The following is a 23552-nucleotide window of genomic DNA, read 5'->3' as shown; positions in this document are numbered from 1 at the left end:
TCAATGAGATAAGGTGCATGGAAACATCAAGACAAGAAATGGGGTTGAATGAGCGCACGAAAGCTGTTCTATCTGGGGCCGCAAGGCACCTTCACCCATCAGGCTGCGGTCAATGCATCGCAGGAGCTGGCCCATCTCGAACCTGAAGGGTTCGAATTGATGGCTTTGGACGATGTACCGCAGATTCTCGAAGCCGTGCAGCAGGGTGAGGGCTGGGGCGTCGTGGCATGGGAAAACAATGTCGAAGGCTTCGTGGTACCGAACTTGGACGCGCTGATCGACGCCAAAGACCTGGCCGGATTCGCGCGTGTGGGCGTCGATGTTACTTTTGACGCGTACGTGCGTTCGGGATCCGATCCGAAAAATGCCACCGTGGCCACCGCGCATTCGCACGGACTCGCGCAATGCAAACGTTTTATCGCGGAACACCGTTTGCAGCCGGTTCCAGCACCATCCAACGCCGCCGCATGTCGAGACATTAAAGCGAACGAAATAGCCTTTGGGCCAAGTGTCTGCGGTGAACTCTACAACGTCACACGCATCGGCACCGCCGTGCAGGATTATCAAGGCGCGCAAACTGATTTCCTTGTGCTCGCCCCGCGCGGAGAAGCAAAGAAACTGTTGGAACAGCCACGTTCCCAAGCCGGTATGGAATACGAATCCGTGTTGACGCTTATCCCGCTCGTCACCGGCCCCGGCGTACTTGCGAACCTGCTGGACGTATTCCGCGACGCGGGACTCAACATGACAAGCTTCATCTCACGGCCAATCAAAGGACGCACAGGCACCTACAGTTTTATTGCGACGTTCGATGCGGCACCGTGGGAGCAACGTTTCCACGATGCTCTGGTCGAAATCGCAGAACATGGTGACTGGGCCAAAACTCTGGCCGTATATCCGCGTAGAGAACGCCCTAATCCTCCAGTCACCTCATGGATGCTGCCCCAGGGAGGCGTACGTCTTGACGAACAGCATCTGCTAAACGATTGGCAGGACAGTGAAACGGCCAAAAAGGAGCTGATGTGGTGAAGCAACGTATCGCAATCGTGGGTCTCGGACTTATTGGGGGGTCTCTGGCGCGCAGGCTCGTCAATGCGGGCTGCGAGGTCGTCGCATGGAACCATAACGATCGGCCATATGAAACCGCGGAGGCGGACGGCATACGATGCGTGCCCACGCTGGCTGTGCTTACTGATGCAAAACCTGACGTGCTTGTGCTATGCAATCCGCTTAAAGCCATGCCGCAAATTCTGGGTGCACTCAAACCGCTGATCGATCCAAGTGTCACCACGCTCACCGATGTAGGCAGCGTCAAGGGAATGGTCAGGGAGCAGGTCAGGGCCGCAGGTCTGGAACACTGCTATGTGGGGGCGCACCCCATGGCCGGCAATGAACTTTCCGGTTGGGAATCGTCGGATCCAACGCTTTACGACGGTGCTCTTTGGGCCATTACCGTGGATGGAAACACTGAATACCAGCGTTTCCGCGCCGTTGCGACAATGATCGTCGACCATTGCGCGAATCGTCTCATCGTACTCGACGATGCGACCCACGATCGTTGCGCGGCACTGATCTCTCACATGCCACACGTCATTTCCACGGCCATGATCAACGAGCTGGTGGCCAATCCCGATCGAAACATCGCGGCAGCGCTCGCCGCCGGCTCGTGGCGAGATATGACCCGTGTTGCACTGACCGATCCGAACCGTACCCGTGCAATGGTGGAAGAGGACGCGGCCAACGTTGAAGCGTTATTGCGTAACATGGCCAATCGCTTGACGCTTATGGCCAATGTGTTGCATGGCATGACCGCGCAGCAGGGCGCGCCTACTGCGGGCGATGATAAGGAAATGGCGCGTTTCTTCGTACAGGGACAGCCATTCCGTGAATACAAGGCTCTCGCCAAAGAACCTGATTTCGCAGAACGTTGCGAAACGGCCGAACTGTCAATCCCTGAGACCGGTTGGCAGAAGATGCTGCTGGATTCGGCACGCAGGGGAGAGCATATTGTGCGATTCAACGGCTACCGTCAAGCCATGGCACAGGTGCGTTCCTCAGTATGACGCGCTATGGGCGCGGCCTGGTCATGGAACGTTCCGGAACCGGTTTGATGGTGACGACGGTGTCGGCGGGAATGCTGACACGTTGCTCCGGACGCGAACCGTTGGCTGCCGCATCGCGCGTCATTTCCAGTGTCTGCCCGTCCCAAGAACGCACGTGACCGACATAATCGCGGAATTTCATGCGCTGGTCCTTTGGATCAACACCTTCGCATGTGCGCACCACAATGCGCGCGCCTGCTGGAATTTCGTTTGGAATCGGCATAATCTCCCCTTCGAATAGACGATTATCGACGGATTCGCTAAGCGAACGCTACTGGATAGCATAGTTGGTCTCCTTTCAAGTTGTGTCGGGATTGCGGTTTCTATCGGAGAATGGACACATAATGGAGAGAAATTCATGGATTCGGGCTTGCTGTTGAGCTCGGGAAAGGCTGATCGGCATGCTGTTCGATGAGAGTGCAGAGGCATTCGATACATATCTGAAAGCTAACCGTGGATTGAGTGAAAACACGCGGAAGGCATACCGAGGTGATGTCGAAGAATGTCTGCTTGCCTTGGAACGGCTTGGATGCAGGGATCTTAACGAGGTGACCATCGAAGATCTTCGCATGTGGATGGCAGAATCATCGAAAAACCATGCGAGAAGCAGCATGGCCCGAAAAACCGTGGCGGTACGTGGTTTTTTCGCGTGGACGCATGAGCATGGCGTGACGATGTCGGATCCGGCTTGTGTGCTCATGACCCCGAAGATACCCGATACGTTGCCGGAGGTGCTCAGCGAATCACAGGCCGAACAACTGATGGAACGCGTGGATGAGGAGGGTGAAACGTCTCATTCGAAGGAGCGGACCATGAAGCAGCAGGCCATTGAGCTGCGTGACGCCGCAATGCTGGAACTGCTGTATGCGACGGGCATGCGTGTGGCTGAACTGGTGGGACTCGATGTGCCGGATGTGGTCTTTTCCAATCGAACGGTCAAAGTGACCGGCAAAGGCAACAAACAACGAGTCATGCCATTTGGTGCTCCGGCGCAAAAAGCGATATGTCGTTGGCTGGATGATGGGCGTCCCCTGTTGGTGGGGGAGCAGTCCGCGGCAGCGCTGTTTCTTGGAATGCAAGGCAAACGCATTGATCAGCGGATGGTACGTCGTGTGGTGCACGCATGCGCGCGTGATGCCGGCGTTCCCGACATTAGCCCTCATGCTCTGCGGCACAGTGCCGCCACGCATATGCTTGACGGGGGAGCGGATTTGCGTGAGGTGCAGGAGCTCTTGGGACATTCCTCGCTGAAGACCACGCAACGGTACACGCATGTCTCCATCGAACAGCTGAAAGCCCGATACGGTCAGGCTTTTCCCCGTGCGTAGACGCGGTCCATGGATATTTCGTTACATTCCTGTAACAGAAATTGGTGTTTCTTCTTGATTTAGGGTGTATTTACTAGGTGGAGCTGGTACGGGGAAACGATACCGACCGGTAATCAAAATAATGAAGGGAAACATAATGAATGTGAGGAAAAGCAAGGTGTTTGCCGTTGCGGCGGCGGCCTGTGTGCTTGGCATGGCGCTGGGCGGCTGTGGATCTTCCACATCTGGGGACGCGGCTAAAGGGTCGAATGTCATTACGGCATTTGACTCCGAACCGCAGAATAGCTTGATTCCGGGCAACACCAATGAAACCGGCGGTGGTCGTCCTATCGATCTGATGTTCGCCGGATTGGTGTCTTTCGATAAGGATGGCAAGGCCAAGAATGAAGTGGCCGACTCCATTACTGCCAATGATGACGCCACCCAGTACGACATCAAGCTCAAGGATGGTTGGAAGTTCACTGACGGCACCGATGTGACCGCCGAGTCCTTCACCAAGGCTTGGAGCTATACGGCCAATGCGAAGAACGCGCAGCTGTGCTCCTCCTTCTTCTCCAGCATCAAGGGCTATGACGCGCTGCAGAACACCGACAACCTCAAGGGTGACGAGCAGCTTGAAGGTCTGAAGATCGTCAACGATCACGAGTTCACCGTCGACCTGAGCCAGCCGGATTCCGCGTTCTCCATCAAGCTGGGTTACTCGGGATTCTATCCGCTGCCAGAATCCTTCTACAAGGATCCGAAGGCCTTCGGAGAGTCGCCGGTTTCCGATGGCCCGTACAAGTTCAGTTCCTGGGATCATGACAAGGAAATCAAGCTGGTCAAGAATCCCGACTACAAGGGCAATCGCAAGGTGAATAACGACGGTGTGACGTTCAAGATCTACACGGACGCCAACGCGGCCTATGCCGATGTTCAGGCCGGCAACCTTGATGTGATGGATACCGTGCCGTCCGCCGACAGCAAGACCTTCGAATCCGATTCCTCCGTGGTGCCATACAACAAGGCCGGTTCCGTGATTCAGACGTTCACCATTCCGTCGGATCTTGAACATTGGAAGACATCCACTGAAGAAGGCCAGTTGCGTCGACAGGCATTGTCCATGTCCATCGACCGTCAGGCCATCTGCGACAAGGTGCTGAATGGTTTGGGAACTCCGGCAGTCGAATTCACGTCTCCGAAGACTCCGGGCTACTCCGATTCGCTCAAGGGCAACGAGAATCTGAAATACAACAAAAAGAAGGCCAAGGAACTCTGGGAGAAGGCCAACGCCATCAGCCCGTGGACTTCCGACGACAAGCTTACGTTCTCCTATAACGCAGACGGCGGAGCCAAGCCGATTTTTGAAGCCGTGGTGAATTCCGTGAAGAACACGCTTGGTATCGACGTGACCACCAACCCGGTGCCGACCTTCCAGGAATTCCGAAACGACGTTACCGACCGTAAGATGACCGGCGCGTTCCGTACCGGCTGGCAGCCGGATTATCCGTCTCCTGAAAATTACCTGTACCAGCTGTATTCCTCCTCCGCTGCCGATGGCAATGGTTCCAACGATGGCGATTACAAGAATTCGGCGTTCGACGATCTGTGCTCCAAGGCCGCTGCCGCTCAGACCACCGACGAGGCCAACAAGCTGTACCAGCAGGCTCAGGAGATTCTGTTGAACGACCTCCCGGCCGTTCCGCTGTATTACTCCAATGCCAATGGCGTTGCAGCATCCGGCGTGAAGAACTTCGTCATGAACTGGCAGAATGTTCCGATGTATAACGAGATTTCGAAGAGCTGACTTATTCTTCGGATACATTGTTCGATATGACGGCGGAAAACGTATGTTTTCCGCCGTCATATCGTTAAGGAACGGTATGCGTTTTTTGGTTTCACGGGAAGGTTGTCCGTCAATTGAGCAAGAATAGTGCACTATCGCCAAATAGAGATGCGTCGGTGAGTAGGTCGGCTCGTTTCCATTTGCGGGAGGACAATCCCGATGTGATATCGAATAGGAGAATGATTATATGAAGAAGAAAGCATTGGCTTTCGCTGCCGCCGCATGCGCTTTTGGTATGCTGCTGAGCGGCTGTGGCTCTTCCAACGGCAGCGATACCGCCGCTGAAGGTGCCAACATCATCACCGCATACAATTCCGAACCGCAGCACCCGCTCATTCCGGGCAACACTAACGAGACCGGTGGTGGCAAACCGGTTGATCTGCTGTTCTCCCGCCTGATTTCCTTCGACGCCCAGGGCAATGCTTCCAACGAAGTGGCTGAGTCCATTGAGGCTAACGATGACGCCACCCAGTACGACATCAAGCTCAAGGATGGTTGGAAGTTCACTGACGGCACCGATGTGACCGCCGAGTCCTTCACCAAGGCTTGGAGCTACGTGGCCAACGCCAAGAATGGCATGGTCGGCTCCTCCTTCTTCTCCACCATCAAGGGCTATGACGCGCTGCAGAACACCGACAACCTCAAGGGTGACGAGCAGCTTGAAGGTCTGAAGATCGTCAACGATCACGAGTTCACCGTCGACCTGAACCAGTCCGATTCCGTGTTCGCCATCAAGGTGGGCTATTCCGCATTCGCTCCGCTGCCGGAATCCTTCTACAAGGACACGGATGCCTTCGGTGAGGCTCCGGTCGGCAATGGTCCGTACAAGTTCCAGTCCTGGGATCACGACAACGAGATCGTGCTCGTGAAGAACCCTGACTACAAGGGCAACCGCACCCCGAAGAACGACGGCGTGACCTTCAAGGTTTACACCAAGGATGACGCCGCCTACGCCGACATCCAGTCCGGTGCCCTCGACGTGATGGAGTCCGTGCCGGCCTCCGCCACCAAGACCTTCGAAACCGATGAGACCGTACAGGCCTACAACAAGGCCGGTTCCGTCATCCAGCAGTTCACCATTCCGTCCAGCCTGAAGCACTTCGAGGCTGGTACCGAGGAAGGCACCCTGCGTCGTCAGGCCATCTCCATGGCCATCAACCGCGAGAACATCTGCGACAAGGTGCTCAACGGCACCGGTACTCCGGCCGTCGACTTCACCTCTCCTCTGACCCCGGGCTATTCCGACTCTCTCAAGGGTAGCGAGAATCTGAAGTACAACGAGAAGAAGGCCAAGGAACTCTGGGAGAAGGCCAACGCCATCAGCCCGTGGACTTCCGACGACAAGCTTACCTTCGCCTACAACGCTGACGGTGGCCACGAGACCACCTACACCGCTGTGGTGAACTCCATCAACAACACGCTTGGTTCCGAAGTGGCTGCCACCAACCCGTACCCGACCTTCAACGATTACCGTACCGCCGTGTCCGATCGCAAGGTGCAGGGCGCATTCCGTAGCGGCTGGCAGCCGGATTATCCGTCCGCCGAAAACTATCTGGTGGCCAACTTCGCTTCCTCCGCTGCTGATGGCAATGGTTCCAACGATGGCGATTACAAGAGTTCGGCGTTCGACGATCTGTGCTCCAAGGCCGCTGCCGCTCAGACCACCGACGAGGCCAACAAGCTGTACCAGCAGGCTCAGGAGATTCTGTTGAACGATCTCCCGGCCGTTCCGCTGTACTACGCCAACGCCTACGGTGTGGCTGCTACCGGCGTTTCCGGTTTCGAAATGAACTGGCAGAACCTGCCGGTCTACGAGAACATGACCAAGTCCGGCAAGTGAGCCGATCTTCGTGAGTGAATCTCGCTGAGCCAATTGAAGGAAGGGACGGATCATATCCGTTCCTTCCTTTCCATGTAATACGCACCGTTTTTTAGGGTGAGATCAGTGTGGCCAAGAGGCGTCAGGGATAGATGCCGGCAACCAATGCATTTTTCCCAGCTGATTCCCATGAAACTGCAATATAAAGCAGTTTGTTGTGTGTTGCCACAAAACTTGCGGGGTAAATCGTTAACCTTCCCCGATGATTATGAGTAATAATCTGAAAAGGTTGACAATGAATAAGCAATAAAAGGAGAAACCAATGGGCAGATATCTTCTGCGACGCATTCTGCAGATGATCCCTGTGGTTCTCGGCACGACGCTTTTGGTGTACGCCCTGGTGTTCGCATTGCCGGGCGACCCGGTTAAGGCGATGTTTGGCGATAAGCCGGTCAATGAGGCCGTCGCTGCGCAGATTCGTGCCGAATACAATCTGGATAAACCGTTCATCGTACAGTATTTGCTGTTCCTGAAAAATGCGCTGACTCTTGATTTTGGCAAGACCTTCTCCGGCCAGCTGGTCATCGACCAGATCGGACGTGCATTCCCGGTCACTATCAAGCTCGCACTGATGGCTTTCGTGTTCGAAGCCGTATTCGGCGTGATCTTCGGCGCGATTTCCGGTCTGAACAAGGGCAAGTGGTGCGATACCGTGATCCTGATCATCTCTCTGCTGCTCATCTCCGTCCCGACCTTTGTCACGGGCTTCCTTGCCCAGTATTTCCTAGGCGTGAAGTTGCGTCTGCTTCCAGTTACGGCCGGCGCCAATCCAGGATTCATCGATCTACTGATGCCGGCAATAGTGCTTGGATCTGTGTCTATGGCATATATCATCAGATTGAGTCGTTCGGAGATTTCCTCCAATATCGCGCTTGACTATGTGCGCACCGCACGCGCCAAAGGCATGAGCAATAGGTCGGTCATGAATCGTCACGTTTTGCGTAACTCCATGATTCCTGTCGTCACTTACCTTGGTCAGGATCTTGGCGCACTGATGGGCGGTGCCATGATTTCCGAAACCATCTTCAATGTGCACGGCATTGGTTACCTGACTTATCAAAGCATCCTCAAGGGCGAAGGCAACCTGGTGGTGTCCATTGTGACTCTGCTTATGTTGATTTTCGCAGTGTGCAACCTGCTGGTCGATATGCTCTATGCGGCGCTTGATCCGCGAATCCGCTACGCGTGAGTTGGGAGGATTGAACAATGACTGATATGAACGAAACGAATCTTTCCCACGCACTTCCGGGACAGGAACGATATGTTGCTCCTCTTGAGGAGACGCCGCTTAAGGACGTTGACTCGGTCGACGAGTCCGTACCGGCTTCAAGCCTTTGGGCTGACGCATGGCGTACCCTGCGCAAGAACCCGATGTTCATCATCTCCGCTGTGCTTATTGTGTTCATTATCTTCGTGGCGCTGTTCCCAGGAGTGATGACCAAGCAGAATCCGAATTACTGCACGCTTGAGAACTCCTTGGAATCGGCTTCGAAGGGACATCCTTTCGGATTCGATCTGCAAGGATGCGACGTGTACTCTCGCGTGGTGTATGGTACTCGTACCTCGCTGAGCGTCGGCGTGTTCGCTACGGTGCTGGTGGTGCTGTTGGGCACGCTGATCGGTGCATTGAGCGGCTTCTTCGGAGGCTGGGTTGACGGCATTCTCAGCCGTTTGACCGATATTTTCCTGGCTTTGCCGATTTTGCTTGGTGCCATCGTGGTGCTGCAGATGTTCAAGACCAACGGTTCCATTTGGAAGATTATTCTGGTCATGACGTTGTTCGGCTGGACATCTGTTGCGCGAATTGCGCGAGGCGCTGTTATGGAAGCCAAGAATCTGGAGTTCAATACGGCTTCCACCGCACTTGGCTCAACGCCATGGCGTAACCTGTTCCGCCACATTCTGCCGAATTCCTTGGCACCGATCATTGTGGTGGGCACAACGTCTCTGGCTACCTACATCGTGTTGGAAGCAACGTTGAGCTTCCTTGGTCTGGGTCTGCCGACCACTACCGTCAGCTGGGGTGGCGACATCTCCAACGCGCAGTCCATTCTGCGTACAGATCCGATGGTGCTGTTCTACCCGTCCGCGGCGCTTGCCATCACTGTGCTTGCCTTCATCATGATGGGCGACGCTGTGAAGGATGCGCTTGATCCGAAGAGCCGTGCGTGAGTGTAAGTGAGGGATATTCGATGACTGAAATGAATACCGAAAACAAGCTCGAGGCCATGCAACGCGCCAACGGTCCGCTGCTGGAAGTCAAGAACCTCCAGGTCGACTTCACCACTGATGATGGCCGGCCGATACATGCGGTGCGCAACTCCTCTTTCAGCGTATACCCGGGTCAGTGGGTGGCTATCGTTGGTGAGTCCGGCTCCGGCAAGTCCACGTCCGCTATGGCAGTGCTTGGTCTGCTTCCAGGCACAGGCCATGTGGTCGGAGGATCCATCAAGCTTGATGGCGAGGAAATCTCCGGTTACAAGCAGAGGGATTTCGACAAGTTGCGCGGCAACAAGATGGGTCTTGTCCCGCAGGATCCGATGAGCAACCTGAACCCGGTGTGGCGTATCGGCACCCAGGTGAAGGAGGCGCTGGTCGCCAACAATATGGATATCGCCCATGAGAAGCGTTCCTCGCTGTCGAAGGCTCTCGCCGATGCTGATGTCGAGCTTAAAAACAACGACGATGAGACTTTCCTTGGCTCCAAGGATCTTCCGGAGCTGTTGTCCGCGGCGAAGGAAGCGCTGTCCAAGATCGGCAAGACCGGCGACGACTTCGACAAGACCGTGGCATACTTCGAGTCGGAGTGGGTTCCGGGATCTGAAACGCGTTGGCGCGTGGCCGACGACCTGATCAAGGCCGGCGTGGCCGAGGATGACGCTTGGTACATCGCCAAGAAGTATGTAATCGGCTCTACCATGGACGACCGCATCGCAGGTCTTCTTTCTGAGGCAGGTCTGCCGGATGCCGCCACTCGTGCACGCCAGTATCCGCACGAGTTTTCCGGTGGTATGCGCCAGCGTGCGCTCATCGCTATCGGCTTGGCATGCCGTCCGGAACTGCTGATCGCCGACGAGCCGACCTCCGCGCTTGATGTGACCGTGCAGAAGAAGATCCTTGATCACCTGCAGATGCTCACCGATTCGTTGGGAACCGCAGTGCTGTTCATCACCCATGACTTGGGCTTGGCGGCTGAGCGTGCGCAGCACATCGTGGTCATGTACAAGGGACAGGTCGTTGAGTCTGGCCCATCTCTGGAAGTACTGCAGCATCCGCAGCATCCGTACACCAAGCGACTGGTGTCGGCAGCGCCGTCGTTGGCCTCGCAGCGCATCATCTCCGTCAAGGAGCATGGTGGCGATGCCAGCCGTGTGATGGAACACAAGGTGAATGAGGATTCTCTGAAGACCGGCGAATCCATCATCACGGTGAATCATCTGACGCGCGAGTTCAAGCTGCCGCGCAAGAAGGAGATGTTCAAGGCCGTTGACGATGTGAGCTTCTCCGTCAAAAAGGGTACCACGCTGGCGATTGTGGGCGAATCCGGTTCCGGCAAGTCCACGGTGGCCAACATGGTGCTGAAGCTGCTTGAACCGACCTCAGGCACCGTCACCTATGAAGGCAAGGACATTTCCGGCTTCCAAGGCAAGGAATTGCTTGACTTCCGTCGTCACGTGCAGCCGGTGTTCCAGAATCCGTATGGTTCGCTTGACCCGATGTACTCCATTTACCGTTCCATCGAAGAACCACTGCGCATCCACGGCATTGGAGACAAGAAAAGTCGTGCTGCCCGTGTGCGTGAGTTGCTCGATATGGTGGAACTGCCGGGATCTGTGCGTTTCCGTTACCCGAACGAGCTTTCCGGTGGTCAGCGACAGCGCATCGCCATCGCACGAGCCATGGCTCTCGATCCGGACGTGATCGTCTGCGACGAGGCCGTATCCGCTTTGGACGTGCTGGTACAGGACCAGGTGTTGCGATTGCTCAATGACCTGCAGACGGAAAAGGGCCTGAGCTACCTGTTCATCACCCACGATTTGGCGGTTGTGCGCCAGATTGCCGATGAGGTCGTGGTGATGCAGCACGGCAAGCTTGTGGAGCACGCCACCACTGACGAGGTCTTCGAGCATCCGCAAAAGCAGTACACTCGTGATCTGCTTGACGCCATCCCCGGCGGCAAGCTGCAGCTCGGTCTTGACTGATCCGACCGATATGTCTCAAAATAAAGCCTTCGGCATTGCCGGAGGCTTTTCTTGTATTCCGGCTACTCTAGGACGCTATGACGATCACTATCACAACCTCTAATGTGAATGGAATCCGCGCGGCGAAACGCAAAGGCATCGAGGAATGGGCGGGTCGCAACACTCCCGACGTATGGTGCCTGCAGGAAGTACGTGCTCCGCAAAACGAAATCGATCCCATCTTTGACGAATTCGGTTTTGAATATTCGACTGCAGGCCGTATCGCTGATCAAAGTGAATTGCATCGCATGAACGAGATCTGCCGCATCAAAGGGCGTGCCGGTGTCGGTCTACTGTCGGCATTGCCTGTTGCCGAACGGCGGTATGGCTTGCCGGGACTTGATGAGGATGTTGATTCTGGACGCTGGATCGAAGCGGACGTGCAAACTCCGCAAGGCTATGTCGTTACCGTGGTTTGCGTGTATGTGCATGCGGGAAATACCGATGATCCGGAAAAAATGAAGCAGAAATACCGTTTCCTCGACACCATGCTGGTACGTATGGAGCAATTGCGCGATGAAGCTGCACATGGTGGGAAACAAGCGGTGCTGTGCGGTGATTTCAATATCGCGCACACGCCGCTCGACATCAAAAACGCCAAAGCCAACGAAACGCATGCCGGATTTCTCCCCGAAGAGCGCGCATATGTCGACAAATGGCTGGGAGAACTGGAATTTGTGGATGTGATGCGTGATCTCGCCGGAGACATCCAGGGACCGTACACATGGTGGAGTCAGCGAGGTCGTGCATTCGACAACAATGTCGGCTGGAGAATCGACTACCAGTTCGCAACACCGGAACTTGCGGAAACGGCCTGCGGATTCGTGATCGATAAGGCTCCGACCTACGACCTGCGCTGGTCCGATCATGCGCCGCTCAGCATTATGTATGACATTTAAGCCACTGTTTACCGTGCACAGACTGGGAATTGGAATATCACACCCCGATTCCCAGCCCATATTAAGCATGGGTGCTAGGCTAGTCACGGTTGCAAACGTTATGAAATGAGGAACATCATGGGATTGTTTGGATTCGGTAAGAAGAAGCGTCAGAGCGAGGAAGCTCTTGAAGCGTCCGCCGAAGAAAACGAAGAGGCTGTCGACGCAGCTGAAAATGTTGACGAAGCTCAGGAGGGCGTGGCGCTTCCGAAGCCTTCCGCTGAATACGAGGGTCGCGGTGACAAGCATGGTCCGTGGGACGTGGAAGATGAGAACGTTCCTGATTACGACGAGTACCTCGATATGGGATCATATTATCTGCCGTTCCTGAAGGGCATTGAATTGCGCGTGAAAGCCAACCGTGCCACTCAGCAGGTTCTTGGCACCACCATCACCTATGGTTCCTCCAGCGTGGAGATTGAAGCGTTCGCGGCTCCGAAGACGCTCGGATTGTGGGATGACGTTCGCGCCGACCTGATTGAAGCCAACAAGGACGCGAAAGAAGTCGAAGGTGTGTTCGGCACCGAACTGGCATTGCCGGTCACCGTCAAGGGTGGACGCAAGGTGCTTACCCGCATCGTAGGCGTCGACGGTCCGCGTTGGATGCTGCGTGGCATCTTCTCCGGCAAGGCCGCCACCGATCCTGAGGGTGAGGAAGCAAAGGCGTTGAACCAGTTCTTCGCCGATATTGTGGTGGAACGAGGCGATGATCCGTTGGCGCCGCGCGACCTGATTCCCATGCATCCGCCGGTCGCTCCGGCCGAACGCAAGGCCGCGAAGGCCGCTGCGGAAGAGGCTGAGCAGAAGACCGAGATTCCAGGCAAGCCGAAGGGTCCATTCGACTCCGACCAGCAGGTTGAGGTCAAGACCACGCTGTCTCGTGGACCGATGTTCTCCGAAGTGCGCTGAGCCGCTCGAACCGATAACTAATACGTATGGCTGAAACCGAAGCAAAAAAACGAACCGGTCTTGGTGCGCTTGCCGATGCCGGTAATACTGACGATTTTTCCGTGATCGACGCCATTGGCGGTCCGAGAGGCGTTATCGAATCAATGCTGCCGGGCGTCGTGTTCGTGGTGTTGTTCGTCATCACGTCCAATTTGCAACTGACCATCGGCGTGTCCGCAGTGTTGGCCGTGCTGCAGGTGATCGTGCGCCTGTGCCAACGACAGTCCGTCATGGGAGCGGTATCAGGCTTGCTGGCAGTAGGTATCTGCCTGATTTGGGCATGGAACAGTCACGAGGCACGTAACTATTACATGTTCGGATTCCTGACCAACGCCTTTTACGTTATTCTGCTGACGATTTCACTGCTGGCCCGAGTGCCTGGCTTAGGATTGGTCATCGAGTTCATCAGAACGTTACCGACCGAACATTTTCGTGCCTGGCTTGCCGATTGGCGAGGTGACAAGGCGCTCAATCGCGCCTATACCATCATCACCGCGATGTGGATCGGGGTGTTCGCGCTGCGTCTGATCGTGCAGGTGCCGCTCTATTTCGGCAATCACGTCGGCTGGCTGGGAACGGCGCGTCTGCTGATGGGCATTCCGTTCTGGGCGCTCGCGATCTGGGTCTCGTATCTGATCGTGGCGACGCCAATGCACCGGCATAAGATGGTGCAGGAAGCTTCCGAAGACGATGCTGAGGCAGCACAAACCACCGAAATGAGGGAAGAGCACTGATGGAAACAACCATCCGCATTGAACGGTACGCCGACCAAGGCCGTTGTGTCGGTCATATTGACGGACGTGTTGTGTTCGTGCGATTCGCATTGCCCGGAGAACTGGTCCGTGTCGCATTGGACGAGCCACATGATCGTGAGGATCGCTTCTGGACGGGCGAAGTGGTGGAAGTGCTCGAGGCGAGCGAAGACCGTACTGATCCAATATGGTCATTGGCAGGCCCCCTTGCCATGGGCGGTGGCGTCGGCGGCGCCGATCTGGTGCATGTGTCGCTTGCCGGGCAACTCAAGTGGAAAGCCGCGTCGGTTGCGGAACAGATGGCAAGACTCGGCCACGTTGATACGGAAGTGCCCATTGAGCGTATGCCGGAAGACGATGCGGAGCAAGGTCTGCATTGGCGTACTCGCATCGAGATGATCGCTGATGCAGATGGCCGTCCGTCGATGCGCCGTCGGGGCACGCATGTGCGCGTTCCGATTGATACCATGCCGTTGGCCAGCCGTATGTTGCTGGAAGTGGCCGAGCGTGAGCATGTATGGGAGGGTGGCTTCGAGCCGGGTTCCCAGATTCGTCTATCCGTTCCGGAACCTCGCGATAATGCGCCGATTCCAGACAATTACGCCGTGCTTGTGAACGGTGAGGTGGTTGCTGGAAGCCGTGAGCTTACGGAAAAGGTGACTGTTGCCGGCCGTGCATTCGAATACAACGTGGATGCAGGCGGTTTCTGGCAGATGCATAGGCATGCGCCGATCGCTTTGACCAACCATGTGATTGATTTGGTACGCGGCGAGCTCGACGGCGCCAAATCCGCATGCCTGTGGGATTTGTATTCCGGTTCAGGTCTGTTCACGCTGCCGTTGGCTACGCTGACGGCGGAGCGCACTCGCATGTTGAGCGTCGAAGGCGGCAAAACCGCGGTAAGGAACGCGCAGCGTAATTTGAGGCACATTCATCTGGGCAACGTCGATGCACGTGTGGGCGATGTGGCGAAAACACTTGCCAACGTGCGCAATGATCTCGCCAAACCCGATGTGGTGGTGCTTGATCCGCCGCGTGCCGGCGCTCGTGCGAAAGTGTGCAGGCAGATTGCCGAAGCCGAAGCGAAAAGCGTGGTCTATATCGCATGCGATCCGGCAAGCCTCGCCAGAGATACTGCCACACTCGTGTCGCTGGGCTACGAATTGGCGGATATCCGCGCATTCGACATTTACCCCATGACCCATCATGTTGAGACTGTGGCGCTGTTCAGAAAGCACGAGCAGTGAGCATGCCGTTATTCGCACGTCGTGCGTTTTATGGAATGACCGCGATTGCGTTGCCTTGCGCGTCGCTATCTGGTTGCGTGCCGTCGAATGCCGCGGTGGGGGATACGCAATCTCCCGGTACCGCGGTGGCGCACTCCATGGAGGATCGTGACAGCCTGTCCATCGCCATGATTGGATCGGATGATGTCACTGCCGATTCCATGGCAATGGATGCCATGAAAGCCGGTAAGCTCAAGCCGGTGTACATTACCGTCTCAGGCACTGTGGACGCGCAATCCACCGCGCAGCAAGGCGTGCGTGACATGGCGCAACGCAAGGCCGACCTCATTGTCATCGCAGGAATCGACGTGGACAAAACCAATGCCGAAAACTGGACTGATGCTTTGGAAACCGCAAGAAAAGCGGGCGTTCCAGTGGCGCTTCTCGATCCTATCGCTGTGCCGGAAGACAACAAACTCTATGCGGCAACCATGACCATCAACGACCGCATGTCCGACGCGACGCCGCTCGACGATGCGGTCGTGGCCGTAGCCAACAACGATCCCCACGACCGTGAGATGCTGGTGACTACAATCGACCACTGACATGGCTCTGTGCCTTGCCTACGTGAGATGGATGCCAAATCAGTGCTCGGCGAGTACCCTGAAAATTCCCTGATTTTTACCTGTGTTTCACAAGAAGTTGACCAGAAAACGGGACTGTGACGGTAGTCTGGCAATTATGAGCGAAAGTCGAACAATGCCTCCCATCGAAGAGACGGGGCTAACACAAGGCGAAGTGATTGCCCTCAAAAAAAGCGGACTGGATAACACAGTCAAAGCATCGACTTCGCGATCTCTTGTCGACATCGTGCGAGCCAACGTGTTCACCCTGTTCAACGGCATCATTTTCGCCGCCATGGTCATGGTACTGATCACCGGTTCGTGGAAGGACGCGGTGTTCGGTCTGATCATCATCATCAATACCGGCATCGGCATCTGCACCGAACTGAAAGCCAAACGTACGCTTGACAAACTATCGATTCTGGTGGCCTCCGATTACCTTGTGCATCGCGACGGCAAAGACGTTGAAGTACCACACAACGATATCGTGCTCGGTGATCTCATGTGGATCCGCTCCGGCGAACAGGTACCCGCGGACGCACAGATCGTGCACACTTGGGGACTGGAACTGGACGAATCCATGCTCACCGGCGAATCACGGACCGTACGCAAAGGCGAAGGCTGCGACATTTTCTCCGGATCCACCGCCATCTCCGGCATGGCATTGGTGAAAGTCACCGCCACCGGGGAACACAGCTACGCAGCCAAACTTACCGCACAGGCAAAGGTCTACAAGAAAACCGTATCCGACCTAAACAAGGGCATCAATACGATTCTGAAATTCATGACCTTCCTTGTGGTGCCGCTCTGCGTGCTGCTCATCTGGTCGCAGGTACGCACTGTTGGCGGCTGGAATGCGGCCATCTCAACCGGTGAATGGCGTTCCGCAGTTATTTCCGCAGTGGCCGGTGTGGTCGGTATGATCCCTGAAGGCCTGGTGCTGCTCACCTCGCTGAATTTCGCGCTCGCAGCCATTCGTTTGGCACGTAAGAACACGCTGGTGCAGGAGCTGGAATCCGTGGAGACTCTCGCTCGTGTGAATTGCCTGAACCTTGACAAAACCGGTACTGTCACCGACGGCACCATCCGACTTGATTCTGTGGAATTGCTGGATATTCGAAGCTCCGGCACTATGTGCGGCAACGTGAATGAGCATGACGTCAAACAGGCTCTATTCGACCTATCGAACGAAGGACAGCCCAACGGTACAGGACAGGCGATTCTGTCTGGACTATGGGAACAGGGATTTGCGGATGGCACTGTCGAGGCACGAGTACCGTTCTCGTCGGCACGCAAGTGGAGTTCGATCTATGACGGCAATGCAGTATGGACGATGGGTGCGCCGGAAGTCATTCTTTCCCAAATCAACGGCGACCATGCCGACATACTCAGGCAAGTCAATGATTTCGCCAACGACGGCAACCGTGTGCTTCTGGTCGCGCGAATCGACGGTGCGGCACCCGACGATTACGAAACCGATCCAAAACTCAATCCGGCATCGTGCCCTGTCGCATTGGTGTGCAGTTCCGAACATATTCGTGCCGACGCCGAAGAAACGCTTGCATGGTTCCGTGAACAAGGCGTGCGTTGCCGCATTATCTCCGGCGACAATCCTGTAACCGTCGGCGCGATCGCAAGAAAAGTGCATCTGACCGGCGAACATGAACCACGATTCATGGACGCGCGTGAGTTGCCTGCCGACATTACGGAACTGGCGCAAGTACTGGAAAACGTGGATGTGCTTGGGCGTGTGCTGCCCGATCAGAAAAAGGCGATCGTGGAGGCGTTGCATGCGGGTGAGCATGTGGTGGCGATGACCGGCGACGGCGTGAACGACGCGCTCGCCATCAAAGAGGCCGATCTGGGTATTGCGATGGGCAATGCTGCGCCCGCCACCAAGGCCGTGGCACAGGTGGTGCTTGTCGATTCGAAGTTCTCACATCTGCCCGATGTGGTGGCGCGAGGGCGTCAGGTTATGGCCAATATGGAACGTGTGGCAAGCCTATTCCTCGTGAAAACCGTGTATTCCGCACTGATTTCGTTGGGTGTGGTGTTGACGCAGATGCCATTCCCGTATCTGCCTCGCCACATCACATATGTGGGTGGATTGACGATTGGCATGCCGGCATTCATTCTTGCGTTGGCTCCGAACACGCGTCGTTATATTCCAGGATTCCTGAAACGCGTGCTGCATTTTGCCGTGCCCTGCGGTGTGGCGGTCGGATTGTCGATTTTGTCCACGTCGTGGCTGCTGCCGATATTCATGAAGTGGAATGTGCAAGATTCGGGTGCGCAGTTGGCGATGCTGCGTGGCGTCAACGCGATTATTCTGCTCATGATGGGAGTGTTCGTGCTTGCGCGGGTGGCAAAGCCGCTGCATTCGTGGCGTGGCATATTGGTATTGGCCTTTGCCGCAATTGGATTCGGGGGCGTGCTCGTAAAACCGGTGGCGAATTTCTTCGCGCTGGTGGTGCCGACCGGGCAGATGCTGGCTGCGACGACGGTGGCAATGGTGCTTTCGGCGCTCGTGTTCTTGGTGTGTTTGCGTTTGGTGCCGAAAATTCTGAGTATTGTCCCATACTTTAAGAAGACACGCCAGAGCTGAATTAACTTGACTGTATCGTAGGCAACGAATAATCAGCTGTGTTATACAGCCAAGAAGCTCGGAGGTAGCATGTCTGTGCGCGACGACCAGCTCGACACCTTGAAGGTGGACGGCAAGGATTATGAATATTACCGCATCGCAGATCTGCCGGGCATCGATCATCTGCCGTATTCGTTGAAGGTTCTCGCCGAGAACCTGGTACGTAACATCGATGGCGCCAACATCACGGATGATCATGTCAAGGCACTGTTGGATTGGAATCCGGCTGCACAGCCGAGCCATGAGATCCAGTTCACCCCGTCCCGTGTGGTCATGCAGGACTTCACTGGCGTGCCCTGCATCGTGGATCTCGCCACCATGCGTGACGCGGTCAAGGATCTTGGGGGAGACCCGGAAGTCATCAACCCGCAGGTACAGTCCGACATGGTCATCGATCATTCCGTACAGATCGACAAGTACGGTATCGCCGACGCGGTCGAACAGAACATGGACATCGAATACCAGCGCAACGGCGAACGTTACCAGTTCCTGCGTTGGGGTCAGCAGGCATTCAAGAACTTCCGCGTGGTACCGCCGGGAACGGGCATCATCCACCAGGTCAATATCGAATATCTCGCCAAGGTCATCATGACCAAGGTTGAAGAAAACAGCGGCAAGACTCTTGCCTATCTTGATTCCTGCGTGGGTACCGACTCGCACACCACCACCGTCAATGGTTTGGGCGTACTTGGCTGGGGCGTTGGCGGCATTGAGGCCGAAGCGGCCATGCTTGGCCAGCCGATTTCCATGCTGGTGCCGCGTGTCGTTGGTTTCAAGCTGACCGGTTCCATTCCTGAAGGCGTCACCGCCACTGATGTGGTATTGACCATCACCGACATGCTTCGTCGGCATGGTGTAGTCGGCAAATTCGTGGAGTTCTATGGCGAGGGCATCGCCTCCGTTCCGCTGGCCAACCGTGCCACCATCGGCAATATGGGTCCGGAATTTGGTTCGACTTGCGGCATTTTCCCAATCGACGGCGTCACGCTTGACTATCTGCGTTTGACCGGTCGTTCCGAAGAACAGATCGCGTTGGTCGAAGCGTATGCCAAGGCGAACAAGCTGTGGGGCGACACCACTGATCCGAACTACGTCGAACCGCAGTATTCCGAATATCTGGAACTCGACCTCGGTACTGTCGTGCCGTCGATCGCGGGACCGAAGCGCCCGCAGGATCGCATCAAACTGTCTGAATCCAAAGCGAAATTCGCCGAAACATTGCCCGCGTACGAAACGGACAAGACCGTGCAGGAGCCGGTTGCCGTTTCCACCGACTTCCGCGGCGACTTCGACATCACCAACGGTGATGTGGCGATTGCTTCCATCACCTCGTGCACGAATACGTCCAATCCGTCCGTGATGATTGCAGCCGGTCTGATTGCACGCAACGCGCATGCCAAGGGTTTGAATCCCAAGCCGTGGGTCAAGACCTCGCTCGCACCGGGCTCTCAGGTTGTGGCCGACTATCTTAAGGCGGCTGGCTTGCAAGACGATCTCGATGCGCTCGGCTACCAGCTGGTCGGTTTCGGCTGCGCCACCTGCATCGGCAACTCCGGCCCGCTGCTGCCGGAAATCTCCGAGGCCATCAACGCCAACGATCTGACCGTCACTTCCGTGTTGTCGGGCAACCGCAACTTCGAAGGCCGCATCAGCCCGGATGTCAAGATGAACTACCTGGCATCCCCGCCGCTCGTCATCGCCTATGCGCTCGCAGGCACCATGGATTTCGATTTTGAAATCCAGCCGCTTGGCAAGGATTCCGATGGCAACGACGTGTATCTGAAGGATATCTGGCCGACCAATAGCGAGGTCGCCGCCGTGGTGGACGGTACCGTCAGCCGTGAGATGTTCCTGAAGGATTACGCTTCCGTGTTCGAGGGCGACCGTCGTTGGAAAGGACTTGACGTTCCGGAAGGCGAACTGTTCGCATGGAATGAGGATTCCACTTATGTGCGTAAGCAGACGTTCTTCGATGGCATGAAGGCTACTCCTGATCCGGTTGAGGATATTCATGGTGCGCGTGTGCTTGCTCTGCTTGGTGATTCCGTGACCACCGATCATATTTCTCCGGCTGGCGCATTCAAGGCTTCCAGTCCTGCTGGCAAGTACCTGACCAACCGTGGCGTCGAACCGAAGAACTTCAACTCCTATGGTTCCCGTCGAGGCAATCATGAGGTCATGGTACGTGGCACGTTCGGCAATATCCGACTGCGCAACCAGTTGCTCGCGTCCGTGGGGGAAGAGGTCACTCCGGGCGGTTTCACCTACGATTTCCTTGACCAGAAGCCGACCACGATCTTCGAAGCATCCCGCGACTACATCGAACATGATGTTCCGCTGGTGGTGCTCGCAGGCAAAGAATACGGCACCGGTTCCTCCCGCGACTGGGCTGCCAAGGGAACCGTCATGCTCGGCGTCAAAGCCGTCATCACCGAAAGCTTCGAACGTATCCATCGTTCGAACCTGATTGGCATGGGTGTGCTGCCGCTGCAGTTCCCCGCAGGCGAGTCCTATGAGAGCCTCGGCCTTGATGGCACCGAAACGTACGATATCGCCGGTGTTGAAGAGCTCAACAATGGCATCACCCCGAAGACTGTGCGTGTCACCGCCACCCATAGCGACGGCTCCACAACCGAATTTGACGCGGTCGTGCGCATCGACACCCCAGGTGAGGCCGACTACTACCGCAACGGAGGCATCCTTCAGTATGTGCTGCGCAATCTCATGAAATAAATATCAAATGATTGAGATCGGCAAGTGACAAAGCCCGTGTCGCACTGCGCAATGCAGTATGACACGGGCTTTGTTGATGTCGGATTGTTCATGCGTTTGATACTGCGGCGGAATCGGTTTGTCGCGTCACATTGTTGACCCAACGATACTTCCGATAATGCAGCAAAGCAGGAATCATCTTGAGGCATTCATCGGTATTCAGCAAAGCATAGACCGCCAATACCGGCAGCTTCCACACGAAAGCCGCCAACAGACCGACCGGTACGACAATCAGCCACATAACGATCGCATCGCAGACAAGTCCGAACCGGGAATCGCCTCCGGCAGGGAAAATGCCGGCGATAGTCAGATTCGTCATGCACCCGCATGCAGCATAATAGGCGCAGATGAACAGCATAACCGACAGATAATGCGTGGCCTGCGGCGTCAATCCCGCCCACTGCAACGCCAAAGGACGTACCGCGATAATCAACAGGCCGGTTCCAACGCCAACTGCCGCCACCAGTACACAGAGCCTATCGCCCATAACCTTCGCCTGATCGAAAGCATTGCGGCCAAGCAGATTACCGACAAGAATGCCGCCCGCATTGCCAAGGCCAAGACTCAAACAGACCAACAGATCCTTGACGATATTCGCAATGGAATTGGCCGCCACCGCATCCGTACCAAGATGACCCATAATCACGGTGTACATGGTGAAACCGCAACCCCAAACCAGCTCATTGCCCAGCACGGGCAGACTATACTTCCAAAAATCCTTCTGCAACGCCACATCCGGATGCAGCATCATCGACAACCGCAAACGTGTGCGACCATTGCGGCTGGCTACAAGCACAGACCACACCAGTTCAATGGCACGGGAAATCACCGTGGAAATCGCAGCGCCGAAAATACCCAATGCAGGTAAACCGAACCAACCATAGATCAGCACCGCGTTCAGCGCAACATGCACGATCACGCCAACCGTGCTTATCGTCATTCCGGTGACCGCCGCACCCACATTCTTCATCAGACACAAATACATCTGCGACAAACCGATGAACAGGTACGAAACCGACGAAACCCGCAAATACTGTGAGCCGATGGCAATCAGCGTTATGTCGTTCGTCATAATCGACATCAACGTTTCCGGAATGAGTAGCGTCAATGCGAAAAACACCAGCGACAATCCGCCGGCATACAGCATGATGAACGCCAATATGCGTTCGACGGCATTCGTGTTGCCCGCACCCCAATACTGGGCCACCAGAATACTCATGCCAAGCGTGAGCGCGGCAAGACACAAACTGAAAATGAACTGGAACTGCGTGGCAAGAGACACTGCCGATAGCTCGTTTTGACCAACGTTCGTCAGCATAAGTGTGTCGGCGCACGATGACAGCGCCAGCATTAGTTGTTGAAACGCGATGGGCAGGGCGAGCGTCAACGTCTGTCGAAGAAACTCGCGCCAAGTGATGGAAGATTGCATGATGATGTGAGGATGGTTGGTGCGTGTAGGAAATGTACGAGAAATACATTGATGGGGTGCGGTCGATGATAGCCAATGCCCGCACCCGAGTGAAATTGCGGTGCGTGAACTAACGATTTACTGAATCGAACCCTTCCAAGCGCGATATTCCGCTGCCTTGCCTTCCCAATATTCGCGGTCGGCATCGGTGATCTCACGGATCACGTGACATGGATTGCCGACTGCCACCGAATGCGAAGGAATATCCTTGACCACTACCGATCCCGCGCCGATCACCACATCGTCACCGATGGTAATGCCGGGGCCGACCACCACATTGCCGCCGAACCAGACATCATTGCCGATGGTGATCGGGCGTGCACCTTCCGGCCCAGAGGAACGTACGGCCGCATCAATCGGATGATACGGCGTGTACAGGCCCACGCGAGGTCCGAAAAAAACGCGGTCGCCGATGGTGATGCGTGCCACATCAAGGAAAATGCAATCCATATTGGCATAGAAATTCTTGCCGATGAACGTGTTGCATCCATAATCGCAATTGAACGGTGGCTCTACGAATCCGCCTTCTCCAAAGGCACCGAACAATTCGTGAAACAGCTCGTCACGTTCCTTGAACGCGTCGTACTTGGATGTGTTGATGGCCTGCACCAAGCGACGTTTGCGCATATTCGCGTCATGCTGTTGTGGACTATCGGCCACATACAGTTCACCGGAGAGCATGCGCTCCCACTCATCTGCCGCTGGCTGCTTTGCAGTATCTGCCATGGTAATGCTCCTATGTTATGAGTCGTGCGATAGCATGCCGCACGCCCCTTCTGGTCAATAATGGTCTTACGCATATCATT

At 55.7% G+C, this 23552-nt stretch carries 18 protein-coding genes; 15 read left to right on the top strand and 3 right to left on the bottom strand.

Going from position 1 to position 23552, the window contains the following annotated elements:
* The first annotated feature begins 48 nt into the window (after positions 1–48).
* Together CE168_RS04500 and CE168_RS04495 are read left to right on the top strand one after the other, a co-directional pair.
* Positions 49–1029: a prephenate dehydratase domain-containing protein gene (locus CE168_RS04500; protein WP_099571299.1), complete on the top strand. Its 981-nt coding sequence runs from the start codon at positions 49–51 to the stop codon at positions 1027–1029.
* Entirely contained in the window at positions 1026–2063 is a 1038-nt protein-coding gene (locus CE168_RS04495) for a prephenate dehydrogenase (protein WP_180753719.1), read from the top strand. The genes CE168_RS04500 and CE168_RS04495 overlap by 4 nt, the downstream gene beginning before the upstream one ends.
* Positions 2064–2067: 4 nt before the next feature.
* On the opposite strand, the gene CE168_RS04490 is transcribed toward CE168_RS04495, so the two are convergent.
* Positions 2068–2325: a DUF6725 family protein gene (locus CE168_RS04490; RefSeq protein ID WP_099571297.1), complete on the bottom strand. Its 258-nt coding sequence runs from the start codon at positions 2323–2325 to the stop codon at positions 2068–2070.
* A 178-nt stretch (positions 2326–2503) separates the two neighbouring features.
* Between CE168_RS04490 and CE168_RS04485 the strand changes: the two genes are divergently transcribed.
* The 13 genes from CE168_RS04485 to acnA all read left to right on the top strand — a co-directional run bounded on the left by CE168_RS04485 (position 2504) and on the right by acnA (position 21239).
* The gene (locus CE168_RS04485; RefSeq protein WP_099571296.1) at positions 2504–3430 is read left to right on the top strand and encodes a tyrosine recombinase XerC; all 927 of its coding nucleotides are present in this window, start codon (positions 2504–2506) and stop codon (positions 3428–3430) included.
* Between the two features lie 136 nt (positions 3431–3566).
* On the top strand, positions 3567–5216 hold the full coding sequence (locus CE168_RS04480) for a peptide ABC transporter substrate-binding protein (RefSeq protein WP_099571295.1): 1650 nt from the start codon (positions 3567–3569) through the stop codon (positions 5214–5216).
* Positions 5217–5442: 226 nt separating this feature from the next.
* Positions 5443–7095, top strand: coding sequence for a peptide ABC transporter substrate-binding protein (locus CE168_RS04475; RefSeq protein ID WP_099571294.1), 1653 nt, complete (start codon positions 5443–5445; stop codon positions 7093–7095).
* 301 nt (positions 7096–7396) lie between these two features.
* Positions 7397–8323, top strand: a complete 927-nt coding sequence (locus CE168_RS04470; RefSeq protein WP_099571293.1) for an ABC transporter permease — start codon at positions 7397–7399, stop codon at positions 8321–8323.
* A gap of 17 nt (positions 8324–8340) precedes the next feature.
* Entirely contained in the window at positions 8341–9306 is a 966-nt protein-coding gene (locus tag CE168_RS04465) for an ABC transporter permease (RefSeq protein ID WP_099571292.1), read from the top strand.
* A 20-nt stretch (positions 9307–9326) separates the two neighbouring features.
* On the top strand, positions 9327–11336 hold the full coding sequence (locus CE168_RS04460; protein WP_099571291.1) for a dipeptide ABC transporter ATP-binding protein: 2010 nt from the start codon (positions 9327–9329) through the stop codon (positions 11334–11336).
* A 77-nt stretch (positions 11337–11413) separates the two neighbouring features.
* Positions 11414–12274 (top strand): exodeoxyribonuclease III, encoded by an 861-nt coding sequence (locus tag CE168_RS04455; RefSeq protein WP_099571290.1) that lies wholly within the window; start codon positions 11414–11416, stop codon positions 12272–12274.
* Positions 12275–12391: 117 nt separating this feature from the next.
* Entirely contained in the window at positions 12392–13222 is an 831-nt protein-coding gene (locus CE168_RS04450; RefSeq protein ID WP_180753393.1) for a DUF3710 domain-containing protein, read from the top strand.
* 26 nt (positions 13223–13248) lie between these two features.
* Positions 13249–13995 (top strand): DUF3159 domain-containing protein, encoded by a 747-nt coding sequence (locus CE168_RS04445; protein WP_099571288.1) that lies wholly within the window; start codon positions 13249–13251, stop codon positions 13993–13995.
* Positions 13995–15260, top strand: a complete 1266-nt coding sequence (locus CE168_RS04440) for a class I SAM-dependent RNA methyltransferase (RefSeq protein ID WP_099571287.1) — start codon at positions 13995–13997, stop codon at positions 15258–15260. Before CE168_RS04445 ends, CE168_RS04440 begins: the two co-directional genes overlap by 1 nt.
* Before the next feature lie 2 nt (positions 15261–15262).
* Positions 15263–15844, top strand: a complete 582-nt coding sequence (locus CE168_RS04435) for a sugar ABC transporter substrate-binding protein (protein ID WP_099571286.1) — start codon at positions 15263–15265, stop codon at positions 15842–15844.
* 136 nt (positions 15845–15980) lie between these two features.
* Complete coding sequence (locus CE168_RS04430) at positions 15981–18467, top strand: HAD-IC family P-type ATPase (RefSeq protein ID WP_099571285.1); 2487 nt, start codon at positions 15981–15983, stop codon at positions 18465–18467.
* Between the two features lie 69 nt (positions 18468–18536).
* Positions 18537–21239: an aconitate hydratase AcnA gene (gene acnA / locus CE168_RS04425; RefSeq protein ID WP_099571284.1), complete on the top strand. Its 2703-nt coding sequence runs from the start codon at positions 18537–18539 to the stop codon at positions 21237–21239.
* Between the two features lie 88 nt (positions 21240–21327).
* On the opposite strand, the gene CE168_RS04420 is transcribed toward acnA, so the two are convergent.
* On the bottom strand, positions 21328–22707 hold the full coding sequence (locus CE168_RS04420) for an MATE family efflux transporter (protein WP_099571283.1): 1380 nt from the start codon (positions 22705–22707) through the stop codon (positions 21328–21330).
* Between the two features lie 117 nt (positions 22708–22824).
* On the bottom strand, positions 22825–23472 hold the full coding sequence (locus CE168_RS04415; RefSeq protein WP_099571282.1) for a sugar O-acetyltransferase: 648 nt from the start codon (positions 23470–23472) through the stop codon (positions 22825–22827).
* Positions 23473–23552 lie beyond the last annotated feature (80 nt).

The sequence above is a fragment of the Bifidobacterium sp. N5G01 genome, assembly GCF_002742425.1.
GTDB lineage: Bacteria > Actinomycetota > Actinomycetes > Actinomycetales > Bifidobacteriaceae > Bifidobacterium > Bifidobacterium hominis.
The sequence above is the reverse complement of the archived record's forward strand: the minus strand, read 5'-3'. Positions and strand labels throughout refer to the sequence as shown.

Coding starts and splice junctions, on each gene's coding strand:
- CE168_RS04500 (WP_099571299.1), top strand. CDS start 49: ATGAGCGCACGAAAGCTGTTCTATCTGGGGCCGCAAGGCACCTTCACC.
- CE168_RS04490 (WP_099571297.1), bottom strand. CDS start 2,325: ATGCCGATTCCAAACGAAATTCCAGCAGGCGCGCGCATTGTGGTGCGC.
- CE168_RS04485 (WP_099571296.1), top strand. CDS start 2,504: ATGCTGTTCGATGAGAGTGCAGAGGCATTCGATACATATCTGAAAGCT.
- CE168_RS04480 (WP_099571295.1), top strand. CDS start 3,567: ATGAATGTGAGGAAAAGCAAGGTGTTTGCCGTTGCGGCGGCGGCCTGT.
- CE168_RS04475 (WP_099571294.1), top strand. CDS start 5,443: ATGAAGAAGAAAGCATTGGCTTTCGCTGCCGCCGCATGCGCTTTTGGT.
- CE168_RS04470 (WP_099571293.1), top strand. CDS start 7,397: ATGGGCAGATATCTTCTGCGACGCATTCTGCAGATGATCCCTGTGGTT.
- CE168_RS04465 (WP_099571292.1), top strand. CDS start 8,341: ATGACTGATATGAACGAAACGAATCTTTCCCACGCACTTCCGGGACAG.
- CE168_RS04460 (WP_099571291.1), top strand. CDS start 9,327: ATGACTGAAATGAATACCGAAAACAAGCTCGAGGCCATGCAACGCGCC.
- CE168_RS04455 (WP_099571290.1), top strand. CDS start 11,414: ATGACGATCACTATCACAACCTCTAATGTGAATGGAATCCGCGCGGCG.
- CE168_RS04450 (WP_180753393.1), top strand. CDS start 12,392: ATGGGATTGTTTGGATTCGGTAAGAAGAAGCGTCAGAGCGAGGAAGCT.
- CE168_RS04445 (WP_099571288.1), top strand. CDS start 13,249: ATGGCTGAAACCGAAGCAAAAAAACGAACCGGTCTTGGTGCGCTTGCC.
- CE168_RS04440 (WP_099571287.1), top strand. CDS start 13,995: ATGGAAACAACCATCCGCATTGAACGGTACGCCGACCAAGGCCGTTGT.
- CE168_RS04435 (WP_099571286.1), top strand. CDS start 15,263: ATGCCGTTATTCGCACGTCGTGCGTTTTATGGAATGACCGCGATTGCG.
- CE168_RS04430 (WP_099571285.1), top strand. CDS start 15,981: ATGAGCGAAAGTCGAACAATGCCTCCCATCGAAGAGACGGGGCTAACA.
- acnA (WP_099571284.1), top strand. CDS start 18,537: ATGTCTGTGCGCGACGACCAGCTCGACACCTTGAAGGTGGACGGCAAG.
- CE168_RS04420 (WP_099571283.1), bottom strand. CDS start 22,707: ATGCAATCTTCCATCACTTGGCGCGAGTTTCTTCGACAGACGTTGACG.
- CE168_RS04415 (WP_099571282.1), bottom strand. CDS start 23,472: ATGGCAGATACTGCAAAGCAGCCAGCGGCAGATGAGTGGGAGCGCATG.